The sequence below is a fragment of the Paenibacillus sp. FSL R5-0701 genome, assembly GCF_037973995.1.
Lineage (GTDB): Bacteria > Bacillota > Bacilli > Paenibacillales > Paenibacillaceae > Paenibacillus.
Window position 1 is genome coordinate 4680916 of record NZ_CP150230.1, and the last position, 17878, is coordinate 4698793.

The following is a 17878-nucleotide window of genomic DNA, read 5'->3' on the forward strand; positions in this document are numbered from 1 at the left end:
GTTATATAGATGAAGCATTTGGCATGATAAATGCAGATGCTCGATAGAGAGAGGAAGTGGAAAAAATGGCATTGGACGGCATTGTAACACGGGCCATTGTTCATGAACTGCAAGGCTGCATTGGTGGACGTATCAGCAAAATCCATCAGCCGAATGGCCATGACGTAGTTCTCACCCTGCGTGCTCAGCGCGGAAATAGTAAATTGCTTGTTTCGGCTAGCCCAACCTATCCCCGTGTGCATTATACAGAAAAGACTTTCCTTAACCCGACGGAAGCACCCATGTTCTGCATGTTGCTCCGTAAGCACTGTGAAGGTGCAATCATTGAGGAGATCCGTCAGATTGGCATGGAGCGTATTATTCACATCAATGTGCGCCAGCGCGACGAACTCGGGGATGTATCGGTTAAACGGATCATCATTGAATTGATGGGGCGTCACAGTAATATTATTTTGCTTGATCCTGTAACTGGAACGATTCTGGATGGTATTCATCATGTGACTCCGTCCATCAGCAGCTACCGGGTAATCATGCCTGGATTCTCGTATACCGCTCCCCCCGAACAACATAAAAGTAATCCGCTCGAAGTAAGTCGTACGGCATTCGAGGACAGCTATCATGCCGCTGAAGAAGAGGCATCACGCTGGCTTGTGAACTCCTTTAGCGGTCTTAGCCCGTTAATTGCGGGAGAGATTGCTGCACGTGGGATTGCTGCTGAAGGCCCAGTGAGCACTCAGGCTGTGGTGGAGGGTGAGAGCCAAGTTGAGGCTGGTGCACTCTGGAACGCTTTTGAAGCCGTGATGGGGCCTGTCAGAGATCATATCTACACGCCTGTAACCGGAATGAACGCCAAAGGCAAAATGATTTTCTCGGCCGTTCATCTTCAGAGCATTCAGGACGTGGAGAAAACCTATGACACGATGAGCAAGTGCATGGAAGATTATTACGGAGACAAGGCTGAACGGGACACGGTAAAACAAAGAGTAAGTGATCTGCTCCGTTTTCTGCAGAATGAGCGAAGCAAGAACATCAAAAAGCTGGACAACTTGAACAAGGACCTTCTGGAAGCGGATGATGCGGACAAGTTCAAACTATGGGGTGAGTTGCTGTTTGCCTCCCTGCATCAGGTCCACAAAGGGGACAAGAGCGTGGAGCTTGTGAACTTCTACGATGAAGACCAAGCCAACATTACCATTCAGCTTGATCCGCTGCTTACACCATCTGACAACGCACAACGTTATTTCAAGCGGTATAACAAATACAAGAACAGTCTGGCTGTCATTCATGAGCAGCTTGGCAAAACCAAAGACGAGATTGACTATCTCGATAACCTGTTACAGCAGCTCTCTATTGCATCGATGAATGACATTGAGGAAATACGGGACGAGCTTGTGCAGCAAGGATACCTTCGTGACCGCAATAAAAAGGGTAAAAAGAAGAAGAAAAGTGACCGTCCAACCGTACACCAGTTCACCTCCTCCGAGGGGATTGATATTCTTGTGGGCAAAAACAACCTGCAGAATGAGTACGTGACCAACCGTCTCGCTTCTTCCAACGACACCTGGTTGCATACCAAAGACATTCCAGGTTCACATGTTGTTATTCGCAGTACGGACTTTGGTGAAGCTACATTGGAAGAAGCAGCACAGCTTGCTGCCTATTTCAGCCAAGCCAAAGAATCAAGCAGTGTACCTGTGGATTACACGTTTATCCGTCATGTGCGCAAACCAAGTGGTGCGAAGCCCGGTTTTGTCATCTATGATCATCAGAAGACCTTATTTGTTACGCCAAATGATGAATTGATCAAAAGTCTGCCATCCACGATTAAAAATGGATAAGGCTATATAAGTTGAACTAAAGATTATTTACACTGACACTACGATGACAGAACAACCTTCCAATCGCTGTTATCCTCCGTTATCGTGTAAATGATTAGTTCAACTTATATAGATGTAAAAGTAACAAAGACAGAATCCCCTGACCATTAACGGTTCAGGGGATTTTTGCGGTTGCAGTACTTGTTTGAATGATATGTGAAGCTCAGCTTATTTAGCTTTCTTTTTGAATGTTAATTCATTTATATGTATAATAATTCAATTGATGAATAAAATTTGTCGTTAAAGGAAGTGTACCATGACCATACATATTCGAGAAACTCAACCTGATGATCTGAAACCCCTGATGGCATTAATGCATGACTATGTAGTGGGATTCTACAACAACCCCTGGCCTGGTGATCAATCCATCCAGCTTTTGATCAACAACCTGCTTAATCAGCAGATCGGTGCGCAATTCGTGGCAGAAGAGGACGGGAAGCTTATTGGATTTTCCACCCTGTTCTTTACATACAGCACGATGAAAGCAGAGCGTTTCGCCATCATGAATGACCTATTCGTTACGGAAACATTCAGAGAAGGCGAAGCGGAAGCCAAATTATTTGCACACTGTCAGCAATATACGCGTGACCATGGATGTGCATATATGTCTTGGATCACAGCAGTGACCAATGAGCGGGCACAGCAATTATTCGAACGTCTTGGGGCTACACGTGGCGATTGGGTAAACTATTCGATCACGTAGACTTTTTTTAACAAAAAAAGGACATGAATACATGTAGGTTTAGCCTACTATGTTTCCATGTCCTATGCTCTTCCTACCTTAGAATGTATCTCTATAAACAACAAAAAACTCATAGCCCTATAAAGTGTTAACCTGTCTAGATTAGACTACCTCTTGCTGTTTGCAGCCGCCTGCAATCTTTTCAACACATCGACCGTTACGGTCTTGCTACCAAGATCCCCGTGGAAAACAACACCTTGCCGTTTACCATGATAATCAGATCCACCTGTTTCAATGAGTTCGTATTCCTTGGCCAGCTCACCATACCTGCGTTCCTCTTCCGGGCCATGGTCCGAATGAAACACCTCAATGCCATCTGGACGAGAGTCTTCGATGATACGTCGCACCAATTCATCATCATTATATAGACCCGGATGGGCAATTACAGCGGCTCCACCTGCGGCTCTGATCCACTCGCACGCATCCTCTGGTGCAACGCGGGGTACAGATACAAAACCTGGCTTGCCTTCAGCAAGATACTGATCAAATGCATCCCGCATGTCGACCGCATATCCCTTCTTCACCAGCACATCGGCCATATGAGGTCTGCCAATACTCTCATCCGGCTCTAACGGTCGTCCTAGCTCATTCAGTACCTCCTGCCAGCTTATATCAAGCCCAAGTTCTTGGAGCTTGGCGATAATCAGATGATTGCGCTCATCTCGCGCTTCTCGTAATCCGCGCAACCGTTGCAGGAACTGCTCATCCTCTGTATTCACATAATACCCAAGCACATGAATATCTTTCCCACCAGCCCGAGTGCTGATCTCCACTCCGGCAACAACATCAATATCGTACTCTTTTCCCGCTTGTTGCGCTTCCGCTACACCGGCTACTGTATCATGGTCTGTTAGGGCAACCGCAGATAGCCCTTTTTGTTTGGCAAGCTTCACATTATCAGCAGGTGGCTGCATTCCATCTGAAGCCTGACTATGCGTATGAAGATCACAGCGTCCTTGGCGCTGATCCATGAACAACAGCTCCTTTGTGTAAATTGATTATGATTCAATCTTATCTATCATTGATGTTGCCAACGATTATGCCTTTCCCGTCTTATGTACCGACTTAGGCTGCTCCTGCTGACGCAGATAATTCAGGAAAGCGACTGCTGACAGGGGCAACAAGGACGATTTTAGATGGATGGCATAGAACTGCCTTTTGAATTCGAGTCCGCGGATATCCACAATATGAACAAGTCCCAGAGCCAGTTCATGCTGCACCGAAGAAGGAGATAACATCGTAATGCCTACCCCTGCCTCTACGGCCGATTTTACCGCTCCTGTACTGCCAAGTTCCATTACAACATTCATATCCTGTGGATCAATCTTTTTCTTTTGCAATTGGTCTTCCATCACCTGACGAGTACCCGAGCCCTTCTCACGCAACACAAAAGGATAATTCATTACATCCTCAATATTCACTTTGCTGCGCTTAGCCAAATCATGCCCGGCAGGTACAATCAGTTTCAGCTCGTCCTGCATGACAGGCTCTACAATCATGTCCGGGTGGTTCACTGGCGCTTCAATCAGACCAAAATTAAGCTGGTGCTTCAATATATCATCCATAATTTGCGTTGTATTCATCACTTTCATGACGATGGAAATATCCGGATATTGAAGTGCAAATGGTCCGAGCATGCGTGGAAGCACATATTCCCCGATTGTTAAACTGGCTCCCAACTGGAGTCGGCCCTGTAACATCTGGGTAAACGCCGACATCGCTTCGTCCGTCTGTCTGACCAGCTCTACACTCCGTTTCGCATGAGGTAATAACGTCCGGCCCGCCTCGGATAATTCTATTTTTTTGGTGGAACGATGCAGTAACTTGGTGCCAAAATAGTCTTCCAATGATTGAATCTGCATCGTTACTGCCGGTTGAGTCATATGTAATGCTTGTGCAGCAGCCGAGAAACTCCCCTTCTCTGCTACCGTATAAAAAATATGCAATTGGTGAAAATTCATATCTTCGCCCCTCTTCGATTACACTCTCTACATTGTAGCCGATTTCCCGCTTGGCAACAAAAAAAGCATGCAGCTTGTCTGCATGCGATAATACTTGAATCTATGAGTTCAACATATTGAATCTACTCCAACTTACTTATGCTTACGGCTATTTTTGACCAGCGTCATTCTTCTTGAATGTCTTAACCATGAATAATATGACTTCAGGTCCCTTAATTCAATGGTCTCCGACATACGTCCCAGAAACGTAACTACAATCATTTTGTGCAGCGGGTTGCCCGCAATATCATATTCTCCTTCAAGTTCGGAAAATTCGGCGACCACCACCAGATCCTCATCAATCAGGTAGACGTCCTGTTCATTACGGTAGTATGGTGTTATTCGGTCCTGCTTCAGACACTCCCATAACCACGCCGCAATATGGTCATCATCACTACGTGCAGGCTCAATACGGTCTGCATACCGCATCTTGGCATGATGGGTAATGACGATGTCGGCCACTTTCTTGTCTCCAAGAGCCACGAAAAACGGCTCGTAGGTGCTCCAACGTTGCATCACCTTATCACGCATGGGAATCACTCTCCACCAGATAGGACTTTCTATCTATTTATTACCAAATATATTACAACATTAGTCCCGCAACCTCAAGGCGTAAGTTTAACTTTTTTTCACAATAGCCAATTTGTGTATAATTCAAGAAAAGAGCGACCCCAAAGGGTCCCTCCAGTTTCTCGTCTATATTCCGTAAAAGCTCGTTTTGTCCATCGTTTTGCTGGCATACTCGGTTTTGATCTCATTACGATACGAGCGTTCGATCTTGCGCACATAGGAAAGTCGCTTCACATTTTTCATCGTATCATCAGCCCGTTCTGCATTAACATACATGACTACATAATGCATACGGCGGGAGATATAATGCACGGTGCCATATTTTTCGAGATTACGGGCAGCCTTCAAATCACTGACCCAAATAATGAATCCTGTCCTTTCCGCAAACATCATCGTTCCCCGCCCTTCTATAATGATTACTTAACTGCAACCACACTTGCCGCCACTACCGCAGCCGCCCTTCGGATTCGGATCATTGCTCGGTACCTTAATGGTCGTTGACACTGCAAATGCAATGGTCTCTGACATCTGGAATAACATATCATCCAGGGACTTCTCTGCCTGTTTGAAGCGGATTACCGCCTCGAAATTTTCCAACTCCTGTTCCAGAGCCTTCACCTGGTCTTTTGCTGCATGATAATCCGGGTGAAAATGACCGAAACGTTGTGTTTCTTCAAACAATTCCTTCTTGGCATTCAGCTTCCGAATCCCCATCTGAATCTCAGGGGTAGTCTCGACTTGCTGCTTCCAATATAAATAATCCGATACTTCGGCAGATTGGTTAATCATGTCGCCCAGTTCATATGCGCCCGTTAACACTTGGGCCATATCGACCGTGTTCATTTCCGCTACGCTCATGAAATATTCATCCTATCTATATATAAAGTTCTACTTAACGTAGACTACCTCATCATAGCATATCCATGAATAGTTAAGAAGAGTTTTTCCTGCAATTAGAAATACGGGGAACTCGAAAATTCGCCTTTCAACCTGATATTCACGTGAAATAGTCAGGTTATGACATCATCTGGCAGGATAAGACGCATTGTATCCCACTCTGACGGGGAGAATGTACGCCATTCCGTCTCTGATGTATTTTCACTTGAATCCAGCATACACCAACCGCTTAAAGTCCATTGTTCATGACCCTCTACCTGATGTGGAATGAGGTATTGCGTACGATTTTCCTGTTGTATACCCAGCTTGGTCTGCCACTCAATGGCTTTGGCAGCAATCTGTCGTGCGGTTGAACTATGATATCGACGCCACCCCCTGTACCAGGTCTCCGGTATCTCCTCAAATCCCAACAGAGAGAACTTCTTCTCAATGACAGAATGATCACGCTCCAACCCATGCAGAGAAGCAGGAACATCAACCAGACCTTGATTATCGGGTGTGTAGAAAGAAGAATATACACCGCTCAACATATCTTTTTCTGATAACTTCGGATCATCTGTGGGGCCTGTACTTGCCTCCATTACCTTCATACTCCGATCTACAGTCAACGGTGTAGCACCCGTCCCCTTTCCCCAATCTGCTAACGCAATCCGTACATTCTCCGGTATGCCTGTCAGAGCATATTGATCCAGAAACTCCATCACTTCATGTAGTCCATACCCTCTGGCAATGGCCGAAATGAATCGTTCTCTTGTCAAACGGTAGATGGACATTTGATCACGTGTCACCCGTTCTGCGTATTGCTCAAGCATCCAGATCACATCAGGCCCTGCTTCCGGCGGCACCAACATTTCAAAATCAGGCTGCATGTAAAATCCAGACGGCTCCGTCTCACTTACCATCTCTTGTTCCCGATTTAACAGGCTCTGCGGTTCGATCAACCAGCGGAATGCCAGCTCTCCCGACTGATCTTCTCCTACTTCACCATAACCCCAGCCAGCCAGTGCGCAGAGCCAGCCCCTGACTCGTGGTTTCAATTCCGAATTCTCTATATGGCACCATATGTTTTTTTCTGGAGCAAGCACTGCCAATTGATAACGGAAATGCTGCAACGCGGGTTCAGCTTCACCGTATCTTTCCATACACGCTTGATATATTTCCCGATGCATCTGTCTCCACGAAAGCTTCAACCATTTTTGTAATCGATGATCTACAATTTGAATTTGGCCATCTGACTTCTGAACGAGATTCAGACTGAGCAGTAGATCGAGAAGGATTGCTACGTGGGTCGGATACAAATCCGAATGTTCATATTGGATACCCAGACCTTCAAAGTCTGTCGAAGATAATACCGTGATCACACTTAATTTTTGAACACTTTTTTTATGTATAGTGCCTTTACCTGTCAAAGGAAGTCCTTCTCTTTCAATCCACGCGACCAAATGAAGTAACTCTGCAGCAATATCCGGCTTTCCCTCCTGTAGTACTTGAGCATGTTGTGTTATCTGTTCAACGGTTATGCCCACTCTTTGTGCGTAAGCACTCGTCAATGTCTCCATCAGTGAAGCAGGAATATAGAATAATTGCTCCCCCCAGCTCTTATATGCAGATTCAATCCATCTTTGCTGCCTAAGGTTGACGAATGAGGATTTGACTTCTGCGACACTTAGTCCTTCGATGGCCCACTGTTCTCGCGACAGGAGGGAGGAAAAAGGCTGACCGGCATGTTTGTGAAAAATTGCACCAAGCACTTTTTGCTCCACCAAAGCAAGCTTTGACCATGAATCAAGATTCAGTACCATAGGCTCATCTATTGGTTCAAATGAAGACATATCCCAATCCCTCCTCTTTTCGCGAGTATAAATGAACTATTCGTTCTCATGCACGATGGCATATTCATATCCTTGCTCCACCAAGAACATCTGACGATTTAATGCAAACTCCTGTTCCTTACTATCCTCTGATACCAGTGCATAGAAATATGCTTTGTTTTCTCCAGCTTTCGGTCTCAGAATTCTCCCCAAACGTTGTGCCTCTTCCTGCCTTGACCCGAAACTTCCGGATATCTCAAGCGCAACAGCAGCATCGGGTAGATCCACAGCAAAATTGGCAACCTTGGATACAACAATCGTTTTAATCTCCCCTCGTCGAAAAGCGGCAAACCATTTGATTCGCTCTTGCTGTGACATGGTTCCCGAGATCAGAGGTGCTTCAATTTCCCGGGCAATCAACTCGAGTTGATCCAGATATTGTCCAATCACTAACGCAGGTAAATCTCGATGACGTTCCAGCAAACGCTTGACTACACGTACTTTTGCCGGATTCTCGGCAGCCAATCGAAATTGGTGCTTAACCTCAGCTTGCAGATAATTCGATCTTAGTTCCGGGGAAAACGGGATACGTATCTCCTGACATTGTACATCAGCAATCCACCCTTGCTGCTCCAGTTGTTTCCACGGCATATCATAGAGCTTTGGACCAATCAGCGAGAAAACATCCTGTTCACAGCCATCTTCTCGAACCAATGTAGCCGTTAATCCCAGTCTTCGCGTAGCTTGAATATCCGCAGTTGCACGAAACACTGGTGCTGGCAGCAAATGTACTTCATCATATATGATCAGCCCCCATTGCCGCTCACTGAGCAGTTTAATGTGGGTAAAATCAGCATCCTTTGATTTCCGGTGTGTAAGAATCTGATATGTAGCTACAGTCACAGGTTTTACCTGTTTTTTCTGACCTGAATACTCACCAATCTGTTCGCTGGTAATCGTGGTTTTGTCTTGAATTTCCTGAATCCACTGTCGCACAGACGTTGTATTGGACGTTAAAATCAAGCATTCACATTGAAGCCGCTCCAGCACGGCCATGCCAATGACCGTTTTGCCTGCCCCGCAAGGAAGTACGAGTAAACCACTTCCTCCCATGCCCTCACTACCTTCGAATGCATCCACAGCCTCTCTCTGGTAAGAACGCAGCGCAAATTGCTCAGAGTGGTCCCCCGGACCATTGGTTCGCCATTGGAATGAAAGCTTGGTTCCCTCCCGATACCCCACGTAATCAAGTACGGGGTAACCTAACCTTGTTAATTCCCTTTTTAATAACCCTCGCTGTTCTCCTGGAAGCAGTAGTTCATGAGCGTCCTTGCGTTCCATGCGAAAGGCAGCTATCGTTTTCAATCCACTTAATTCATCCAGCAACCGCTCATCCTCACTGTAAAGACGCATTCTGGTGTGATCTGCTTCGGAATGCAGCCTTAATTTGCCATACTGATCCATGATTCTCCGAACATCCTGTATGAGTGCAGCAGGTACGTTCCAGCGGGATACCAGCTCCAAACTTGCGATGACCTGATCTGCATTCCATCCCAGCGCAGCCGCATTCCAGAGCGATAACGGAGTGATTCGGTAGGTATGAAACGCTGCCGGTGTCTTAACCAGTTCTGAATACATCCCAAGCTGCTCTCTTGCTCTTTCGAATCCGGGGTGGCCAACTTCCAGCAAAACTGTAAAATCTCGCTGAACGATACAAGCATCTGTCCTTACCATATGTTCTGTTCCTTCCATTTGGAGCCTTCCTCCTATCACAAAAAAAGTCCAGTTCCGGCAGCTTCCGAAAATGAACCTCTATAATTGCGAGTTCAAAAAGTCTGGTTTTCAGTACCGAGAAGATGGACTTTTTGAACAACATCTATAAAAATCCACAAAAAAACATCCTGCCCATACCTCGGTATGAACAGGATGCCCAACTGGCTATAAAGTCATTCGGCTGTGTAACCCTTAGCCATGGCGATAAATAATCTCACGGCTGTCTGCATCGCGTCTTCATCAAAATCAAACATCGGATGATGATGCGGATAGATCGCATTTTTATCCGGGTTACCTGCTCCAACAAACATAAAGCACCCTGGAACCTTCTGTAGATAATAAGCAAAATCTTCCGCTGGCATCAGCATTGGGGAAGCTTGCACTCGTTCTGCCCCAAATAATTCTGTAGCTTCTCTGAAGAAACGTGCTGTCTCCTGTTCATCGTTCACCACAGGCGGATATCCCATAATATATTTCACTTGCGTTTCTGCTCCATAAGCTGCCCCTGTCTGGGCTACCATGGTAAGCACACGCTCTTTCATCCCGTTTCGGGTCTCTTCATCAAACGTTCTTACCGTACCGCTCATTTTGCATTGCTCTGCAATTACATTCTGAGCCGAGCCCGCCTGCATTGTACCAATGGTCAGCACCGCGGGTTGCAATGGATCAACCGAACGACTGACAACGGTCTGAAGCTGCATCACAAGCGCAGAACCCGCGATAAGACTATCTATCGTGGATTGTGGCATCCCGCCATGTCCACCTTTGCCTTTGATCTCAATGTAAAAATCGTCCGCCGCCGCCATCATCGGTCCTGCTTTACTGGCAACAACACCTACAGGCAGCGGGGTCCACAGATGAATTCCGTATATGACATCCACGCCTTCAAGCGCACCATCCGCAATGACCTGAACTGCACCGCCCGGCAGCAGTTCTTCTGCTGGCTGGAACAAAAAACGAATCTCGCCTTGGATCTCCTGCTTGTGACGGCTGAAATACAATGCCGTACCGAGCAAGATTGAGATATGACCATCGTGGCCGCATGCATGCATCGCCCCTGCTTGTTGTGATGCATACTCAATATTCTTCTCATCCTGAATTGGCAGTGCGTCCATGTCAGCTCGCAGCATGACGACAGGACCCGGCTTGTCCCCACGAATGGTACCGATGACCCCGTGACCACCAACATGACGCCTCACTTCCACGCCAAAGCTCTCCAACATATCCGCTACAAAAGAGGATGTCTTCTCCTCATGAAAGGAAACCTCTGGATTGCGATGAAGGTGACGCCGCCATTCCACCATGTGGATCTGCAGATCTTCCCACCATATATTATTAGTCATGTCTCTCCACCCTTTCAATCTTAAACGGGACTTGGATCAAGCCCGAACCTTCCTCTTCAAACCTATTGCTGTATATTGTAGCAGAATTGGAAGAAAACCGATACGAAACGCCTTTGGAAAGCTTGCACGGGAAGGGGAAACATACTATCATGAACTAGAGAAATACTCGAGAAATTATACTCGGAAGCTTATGAGGAGGATCAAACGCTTATGATTTTTGAGAATACAGGCTTGGATGGCTTGAAGAGCGACTTGGCATACCTGGATGAGAGCGCCGAGAAAGTCGGATTTGTCCGGTGGCAATGGGAATATTACCGTGCTACATATGACTACAAAATTGAAGATGAACAAACCAACTCAGAATACTTTGTACGCATTAATACCCGCGCTGTGGAAGGCAAATTGGAAAAACCGGATACCGTTCTTGCTGTTGAAGCAGTATACCTTGGCAAAGCCACTTTCCCTCACGGCCTGGATTATGACTCTTCCGTTCCGCAACCAGTCGTGAAGCTGGCAGCCGAAAAATTACAGCAGCTCAAAGAACTGCTGGAAGCATAGGCTGGGCCAAACGATGAAACAACAAACGGCCCAAACGAAAACGAAGAGAGGCACGCCGGATTTTCAACTGCTAATCCTCACTTTATTGTTGGTGGGCTTTGGACTGGTGATGGTATTCAGCTCCAGTTCCAGCATTGCAATCGCAAGCGAAAGATTTAACAATGATGCCCTTTACTTCACGAAAAAACAACTTATGTGGGCGATTATCGGTCTATTTGGCATGTTTTTTGCCATGAATATCCGCTTCAACAAGTACAAAAAGCTCTATGCACCCTTTTTCCTGTTCACTACGGTACTGCTTCTCATTGTGTTGGTCGCAGGTAAGAAGGTAAACGGTGCCCGAAGCTGGATTGAAATTGTCGGCTTCAGTCTTCAGCCTGCCGAGTTTGCCAAAATTGCTATTATTCTGTACCTCTCTGCTCTGATTACCAAAAAAGGCGAGAAATTTAGAGTTCTCAAGACAGGGTATTTTCCCGTCCTGTTCATCGTTGGATTCATCGCAGGACTGATTATGCTGCAGCCAGACTTCGGTACCACCTTCATCCTGGTGTCCACCTGTGGTCTCTTGATCTATGCCGGTGGAGCCAGTATGAAACATATCCTGGGTTCGATTCTCCTGGTTGTGCTCGGTGGGGCACTGGCGTTTGGAGCAAATTCCTTGTTTTCTTCCATGTCTCCTTCCGACACAACAACTGCTACAACAGCAGTCACTGCGGAGCAGAACTACAAGATCGGACGTATTCAGGCTTTCTTGAATCCATTATCCGATATTAATGGCGGAAGTCTTAACCTCTACCGTTCTCTTGTTGCCATTGGTGATGGCGGCATGACAGGTTCCGGGATTGGACAAGGTACGATGAAGCTGCACTATTTGCCAAATGCGTATAATGACTTTATTTTCTCCGTAATTGGGGAAGAACTCGGATTCATCGGAAGTGCATTATTCCTGCTTGTTTACCTGTACTTCATCTGGCGAGGAATTATTGTCTCTCTGCGCTGTCCCGATCCATTCGGAACACTGGTTGGCATAGGCATCATGGGACTGATCGCGATTCAGGCATTTATCAACATCGGTGGTGTAACTCAGACCATTCCGGTGACGGGGGTCACGCTTCCGTTTATAAGTTATGGAGGTACCTCACTCTTTGTGATGATGGTTGCCATGGGCATTCTGCTCAGTATCTCACGCACCAACAATCTGGACGTGATTAAGGAAGAGAAAACCAAGTCCGTGACTGTACAGACGCAGACTCGCACCTCTCCTGCTCTTCGTTCACGGGAGTCCATCCGTCGGATTCGATAAAAAAACAACACAAAAAAGGCTGTGCACCCAATGGATGCGCAGCCTTTTTCTGTGTACTCGGTACAATTCTGTCTATCAAGATGAAGAACAGGTCAATATCGCTCTGTCCTCCATTGCGGATTGCGAATTCTACAGATCGTCGCCTTTGAAAGATACGCCTTCTACCTTTACATTGACTTCAACCACGCGTAATCCGGTCATGGTCTCTACCGCTTCTCTTACATTCTGCTGAAGCATACGGGAAACTTCATGAATCGGGGTTTCGTACAGGACGATGATGCGCAGGTCAATGGCTGCTTCCAGCTGGCCGACCTCAACGCTCACGCCTTTCTGTACGTTTTTACCGCTGAGTCGCTTCGCCCAGCCCTCTGACAATCCTCCAGACATTGCGGCAATTCCGGGCGTTTCCATTGCAGCCATTCCGGCAATTTTTGCAACCACGTCATCGGCAATCCGGATGTTTCCGCTCTCCAGTTGAAGTTGTTCTGCCATGCCACATCCTCCTTCACTTCGTTACTCGTATTTTAAATCCTTTCCACCCCAAAAAGCAAATTAAACTCAAAAAGATGCGTTTACAACCTACCACCATTTGGTTATATTGAAATATGAAAATAATCTCATAAGCGATTTACAGTGTAATTCAAAACAAAATAATTTATAACCGAGGTGTTTGTTGTGAGAAACCGGATTTCATCCATTTTGCTGATTGCATTCTTTGCACTCAGTGCCATCGCCCACTACTTGAAATGGGATTCGATTCTACAGTTCGTGATATCAGCCATTTCGGTTATTTTTGTGGCCGGTTTTTTAGGCAAAGCCACCGAAAATGTGGCCCACTACGCCGGACAGCGGCTGGGTGGATTCTTGAATGCAACCTTCGGCAATGCCGCCGAATTGATCATCGCCATTTTCCTCGTCAAAGAGGGACTGTTCGACATGGTCAAAGCAAGTCTGACAGGTTCCATCATCGGAAATCTGCTGTTAGTGCTCGGGTTAAGTATTTTTGCCGGGGGACTCAAGTTCAAAATTCAGAATTATAATGTTTCACTTGCAGGTCTGAATGGTTCTCTGATGATTGTTGCCATCATTGCCCTGTTTATTCCAGCAGTCTTTCTCAATACACATTCCATTACACAGAAAGACACCAATACACTTAGTCTCATCGTGGCCGGATTGCTCATTCTCGCGTATATTGCGTGGTTGCTATTCTCCATGGTTACGCATAAGAACTACCTTGCAGACGTCACTGAGGATCGCGATGAAGAGCTACCTCATGAGCATGCTCCGGCATGGTCCAAGAAAAAATCTATTCTCTACCTGGTGCTCGCAACAGTCATGGTTGCCTTCGTCAGTGAATGGCTGGTGGGCACGCTTGAAGTCTTCACTTCGGAATTTGGACTTAGCGAACTGTTTGTCGGTGCATTCCTTGTCGCCATCATCGGTAATGCGGCCGAACACAGTGCAGCCATCATGCTTGCCATGAAAAATAAAATTGGAGCCGCCGTTGAGATTGCGGTTGGAAGCAGTTTGCAGATCGCACTCTTCGTTGCTCCTGTTCTGATTTTTGTCAGCTACTTCACAGGCAGAACCATGGATATCGTATTTACAACGATTGAGTTGGTCGCCATCGGCGTATCCGTATTTATTGCAAAGTCCATTACCCAAGATGGTTCAACGAATTGGTACGAAGGTTTACTCCTGCTCGTGGTATATATCATACTCGGTGTATCCTTCTTCCTGGTGTAACCAGGCCCTCACGTAGCGATATAAGTTGAACTAAAGAATATTTACACTGAACACTCCGATGACAGAACAACCTTCCGATCTAAACTATAAGAGGCAGCCCGAATATATATTCGGTGCTGTCTCTTTGTTTGTATACGCCTTCCGCCTGGCTATATCTCCATCCCCGTTCAGACGCACAAAAAAAGCATGCATAAACGCCTGCATGCCTTCTATTCTGACCCGCGCATTTGCAGGCTATTGCTCATTCTTCTTGTTCAAGGCTTCATATAGAATTGCCAAATTCCGCTCAAGCGCGCTAACCAGCTGCTTACCTGCACCTTCTGGAAGGAGCCCTGCACGAACAGCAAAATCAACTTCCTTGGAGAACCCATACATCTGTGTATCCAATACTTCCTCATAGAGAGGGCAGTAGCGGGTAGCCAGATTCTCCATCTGTACTTCAATAAGCTTCTGTATTTTATCTGCATCTTCTTGAAGAAGACTGATCGCTTTCAAATTCAGCTGGTCCTGCAGATCAGATGAAGTCATGCATTTTTCCCCCCTATGTCCCAAAAATCGCGTAAAGACGTTCTACCTCTAATATTAGACGAAATGAAGAGCTAATACAAGAACCTGACCAAAATAAGCCCGCAAAGTTAAGCCTTTTGTTGAAGCTTAATCCACCTGTTCCAGTCACGTCCAGACGAGTATTCAGATCATTTCATGCCAAAAAACACCCCTGCCTAAAAAGGCAAAGGTGCTTCTTGAGAGCTATTACTCAGATGCGATGCTTACATTCAGTCCATGCTTGGCAAATACTTCTGACATGGCTGCTTTTGCTTCAACTGCATCTGGACCATGAACATGCAGTTCATAGCTGTGCGTGCTGATCAGCGTTGTAAACAATCCGAGAATACTTTTTACATCGATATACTTGTTCTCCGAATGAAGCACGATTGAAGAAGTAAACTTGCCTGCTGTTTGAGCAATTTCCACTACAGCCGCGTTATTACTCGACATAGGAATCCCTCCGTCTTTTTACTATTGGTATCATCTATTAATTACCACTACATGATACCGTGAATCCGCTTTCCTAGCAACAGCAAAATCCTGCTCCTACTTCAAACGGTCCGGATTCAGGCATTCCAGCTCAGGAATAACAAAGATACCGTCTTTGCGAATCAGCACATCGTCAAAATAAATCTCCCCGCCGCCGTAATCCGGACGCTGGATCAATACCAGATCCCAGTGGATGGACGAGCGGTTGCCATTGTCCGTTTCTTCGTATGCCTGACCCGGTGTAAAGTGCAAGCTGCCTGCGATTTTCTCATCGAACAGGATATCTTTCATCGGATGCAGAATATGCGGGTTAAATCCAATCGCGAATTCACCGATATGACGAGCACCCTCATCCGAATTCAGGATTTCATTCAAACGCTCTGTATCGTTACTTGTCGCTTCAATGATTTTTCCATTCTCGAAAGTGAACTTGATATTTTCAAATGTCACTCCGTTATACAGCGTTGGTGTGTTATAACTAATCGTTCCGTTCACGGAATTACGCACAGGGGCACTGTACACTTCGCCATCCGGGATATTTTTTTGGCCAGAACATTTCTCTGCACCGATATCTTTAATGGAGAAGCTCAGTTCTGTTCCTGGTCCGGTGATACGAACTTTGTCCGTCCGCTTCATCAGGTTAGCGAGCGAGTCCTGCGCTTTGTCCATTTTGGCATAATCCAGGTTACATACGTCGAAGTAGAAATCTTCGAACGCTTCTGTACTTGTATTGGCAAGTTGCGCCATACTTGCGTTAGGGTAACGAAGTACAACCCATTTCGTATGTTTGACACGTTGTTCGCTATGTACCGGGTGGGAGTACAATGAATTGTACATTTTCATTTTTTCTTCCGGCACATCGGACAGATCATTCACATTTTCTCCCGCACGAATACCGATATAACAATCCATCTGTTTCATCCGGTTCAGATCAATCTCTGCCCATGTTTTCATCATTTCTTCTGTGGCATTTTTCAGCATCGCACGCTGTACGGTTTTATCAGTCAACTGTACAAAGACGTTACCACCTTTTTTGCCTACCTCTTCAATAATGGCGTTAATCAGATCACGTTCCGATCCAATCATCTCAACCAATACATTTTCACCAGGCTGTACATCTACTGAATAGCCCACCAGGTTTGCTGCAAGCTTTTGAATTCTTGGGTCTTTCATCTTGGTAAAATCCTCCTGTCATCTGCCATACTTGAATTGAACAACGGTAAATTACGATACTATTGTAGCACGCGAACAGTCATCCCGTCAGCAGGCAGTCCCTCACTTCGTTTATTGATATGACTTGAAGTTAACATCGGTGACAAGGGCTTCTTTGTTACTTTTACGGTTGTTGTCCGTATAACTCATCTGACTTTCAGAGGATAAGCGAAGAGGCAGACTGCTCTTCCGATCTACCGTGAGATGATATACCGTCTGCACGCTCGCTTGTTTCATCATCTGTTGCATTGTTGTTTCACCCTGTTTCCAAACTTTCTCCAGATCCTTCTCAAGCTTCTCCTTACGCGCCCCTTTCACCGAAGCTGCCTTATGCATATATTCTGACCGAATGGCGTTCATCTCGTCGTTTAGCTGGGTTACAGCCCATGATTTGGCGTCTTCCGGTGCAAGTTCAATCCGCAATGTTCTGGTTCGACGACCGGCACCATACTCGGATTGAATGGTTTTGTGCATCCCATCGATCTTCTCCAATTGGGCAATTGGATTAAAACGAGAAAGAGACCCACGGAGTGGCTCATGCTGCGCTGACAATGCCATCCATTGCCCTTGTTTCCGCTCGAAAGAGGCGCTAAACCCATTGGGCTGTCCATTATTTTTTACGGCAGTTGTTTGAATGCCTGTGCCCACAGCGGTCACTTCTCCTGGTAACCGAGTCTGAAGGGTCAGACGATCATGATTCTCCAGCTTGCCTTCAAATTTGAACTGATTTTCGAACAGCCCACTGTTCTCCCGTCGAAGTCCTGCCTCTCCTTCAAAACTCAACGTTTCTTTTCCCGCTATCCCCGATAAGGCCAAGGAAAAAACCTCTTCAGGCGTTTGATCTCGCTGGATTAATCCACAACCCGGAACACCAATAATCACGATGCTCACAAATAACCATAATGTACGTACCGAATGGCGGTTAAACATGTCTATCTTCACCCTTCCGTGAACTTTCTCCATAGATTGCCCCGCCCGTATATGCTTATACTTCCTTCTATACACAAC

18 protein-coding genes are annotated in these 17878 nt (G+C 46.1%); 5 read left to right on the top strand and 13 right to left on the bottom strand.

What is annotated here, in order from left to right:
- The first annotated feature begins 65 nt into the window (after positions 1-65).
- On the top strand, positions 66-1838 hold the full coding sequence (locus MKZ13_RS20655; protein WP_339185422.1) for an NFACT RNA binding domain-containing protein: 1773 nt from the start codon (positions 66-68) through the stop codon (positions 1836-1838).
- Between the two features lie 295 nt (positions 1839-2133).
- Positions 2134-2580: a GNAT family N-acetyltransferase gene (locus MKZ13_RS20660; protein ID WP_339177816.1), complete on the top strand. Its 447-nt coding sequence runs from the start codon at positions 2134-2136 to the stop codon at positions 2578-2580.
- 146 nt (positions 2581-2726) lie between these two features.
- On the opposite strand, the gene MKZ13_RS20665 is transcribed toward MKZ13_RS20660, so the two are convergent.
- The 8 genes from MKZ13_RS20665 to MKZ13_RS20700 form a co-directional block, all read right to left on the bottom strand.
- The gene (locus MKZ13_RS20665) at positions 2727-3590 is read right to left on the bottom strand and encodes a PHP domain-containing protein (protein ID WP_339177819.1); all 864 of its coding nucleotides are present in this window, start codon (positions 3588-3590) and stop codon (positions 2727-2729) included.
- A 66-nt stretch (positions 3591-3656) separates the two neighbouring features.
- A complete protein-coding gene (locus tag MKZ13_RS20670) occupies positions 3657-4580 on the bottom strand; it encodes a selenium metabolism-associated LysR family transcriptional regulator (RefSeq protein ID WP_221825328.1) in 924 nt (307 codons plus the stop codon).
- Positions 4581-4712: 132 nt separating this feature from the next.
- On the bottom strand, positions 4713-5150 hold the full coding sequence (locus MKZ13_RS20675) for a hypothetical protein (RefSeq protein WP_017687436.1): 438 nt from the start codon (positions 5148-5150) through the stop codon (positions 4713-4715).
- Between the two features lie 165 nt (positions 5151-5315).
- A complete protein-coding gene (locus MKZ13_RS20680; RefSeq protein ID WP_026080981.1) occupies positions 5316-5579 on the bottom strand; it encodes a YlbG family protein in 264 nt (87 codons plus the stop codon).
- 30 nt (positions 5580-5609) lie between these two features.
- Positions 5610-6047: a YlbF family regulator gene (locus tag MKZ13_RS20685; RefSeq protein WP_036614642.1), complete on the bottom strand. Its 438-nt coding sequence runs from the start codon at positions 6045-6047 to the stop codon at positions 5610-5612.
- A gap of 152 nt (positions 6048-6199) precedes the next feature.
- Complete coding sequence (locus tag MKZ13_RS20690) at positions 6200-7918, bottom strand: helicase-associated domain-containing protein (protein ID WP_339177824.1); 1719 nt, start codon at positions 7916-7918, stop codon at positions 6200-6202.
- 36 nt (positions 7919-7954) lie between these two features.
- Positions 7955-9649, bottom strand: a complete 1695-nt coding sequence (locus MKZ13_RS20695; protein WP_339177826.1) for a DNA repair helicase XPB — start codon at positions 9647-9649, stop codon at positions 7955-7957.
- Positions 9650-9843: 194 nt separating this feature from the next.
- The gene (locus MKZ13_RS20700; protein ID WP_076318910.1) at positions 9844-11013 is read right to left on the bottom strand and encodes a M20 family metallopeptidase; all 1170 of its coding nucleotides are present in this window, start codon (positions 11011-11013) and stop codon (positions 9844-9846) included.
- 210 nt (positions 11014-11223) lie between these two features.
- Here MKZ13_RS20700 and MKZ13_RS20705 point away from each other — a divergent pair, with 210 nt between their 5' ends.
- Positions 11224-11571, top strand: coding sequence for a YugN family protein (locus MKZ13_RS20705; protein ID WP_074095774.1), 348 nt, complete (start codon positions 11224-11226; stop codon positions 11569-11571).
- 13 nt (positions 11572-11584) lie between these two features.
- On the top strand, positions 11585-12874 hold the full coding sequence (ftsW, locus tag MKZ13_RS20710) for a putative lipid II flippase FtsW (protein ID WP_339177830.1): 1290 nt from the start codon (positions 11585-11587) through the stop codon (positions 12872-12874).
- A gap of 129 nt (positions 12875-13003) precedes the next feature.
- Here the strand turns inward: ftsW and MKZ13_RS20715 are convergent, their stop codons facing one another.
- Positions 13004-13366, bottom strand: coding sequence for an Asp23/Gls24 family envelope stress response protein (locus MKZ13_RS20715; RefSeq protein ID WP_017687428.1), 363 nt, complete (start codon positions 13364-13366; stop codon positions 13004-13006).
- Positions 13367-13549: 183 nt separating this feature from the next.
- Here MKZ13_RS20715 and cax point away from each other — a divergent pair, with 183 nt between their 5' ends.
- A complete protein-coding gene (cax, locus tag MKZ13_RS20720; protein ID WP_036674882.1) occupies positions 13550-14620 on the top strand; it encodes a calcium/proton exchanger in 1071 nt (356 codons plus the stop codon).
- A 234-nt stretch (positions 14621-14854) separates the two neighbouring features.
- On the opposite strand, the gene MKZ13_RS20725 is transcribed toward cax, so the two are convergent.
- The 4 genes from MKZ13_RS20725 to MKZ13_RS20740 all read right to left on the bottom strand — a co-directional run bounded on the left by MKZ13_RS20725 (position 14855) and on the right by MKZ13_RS20740 (position 17833).
- A complete protein-coding gene (locus MKZ13_RS20725; protein ID WP_017687426.1) occupies positions 14855-15148 on the bottom strand; it encodes a YlaN family protein in 294 nt (97 codons plus the stop codon).
- 225 nt (positions 15149-15373) lie between these two features.
- On the bottom strand, positions 15374-15619 hold the full coding sequence (locus MKZ13_RS20730) for an HPr family phosphocarrier protein (RefSeq protein WP_036614658.1): 246 nt from the start codon (positions 15617-15619) through the stop codon (positions 15374-15376).
- A 96-nt stretch (positions 15620-15715) separates the two neighbouring features.
- On the bottom strand, positions 15716-16831 hold the full coding sequence (locus tag MKZ13_RS20735) for an aminopeptidase (RefSeq protein WP_076211404.1): 1116 nt from the start codon (positions 16829-16831) through the stop codon (positions 15716-15718).
- A 111-nt stretch (positions 16832-16942) separates the two neighbouring features.
- Positions 16943-17833 (bottom strand): hypothetical protein, encoded by an 891-nt coding sequence (locus MKZ13_RS20740; protein ID WP_339177833.1) that lies wholly within the window; start codon positions 17831-17833, stop codon positions 16943-16945.
- Positions 17834-17878 lie beyond the last annotated feature (45 nt).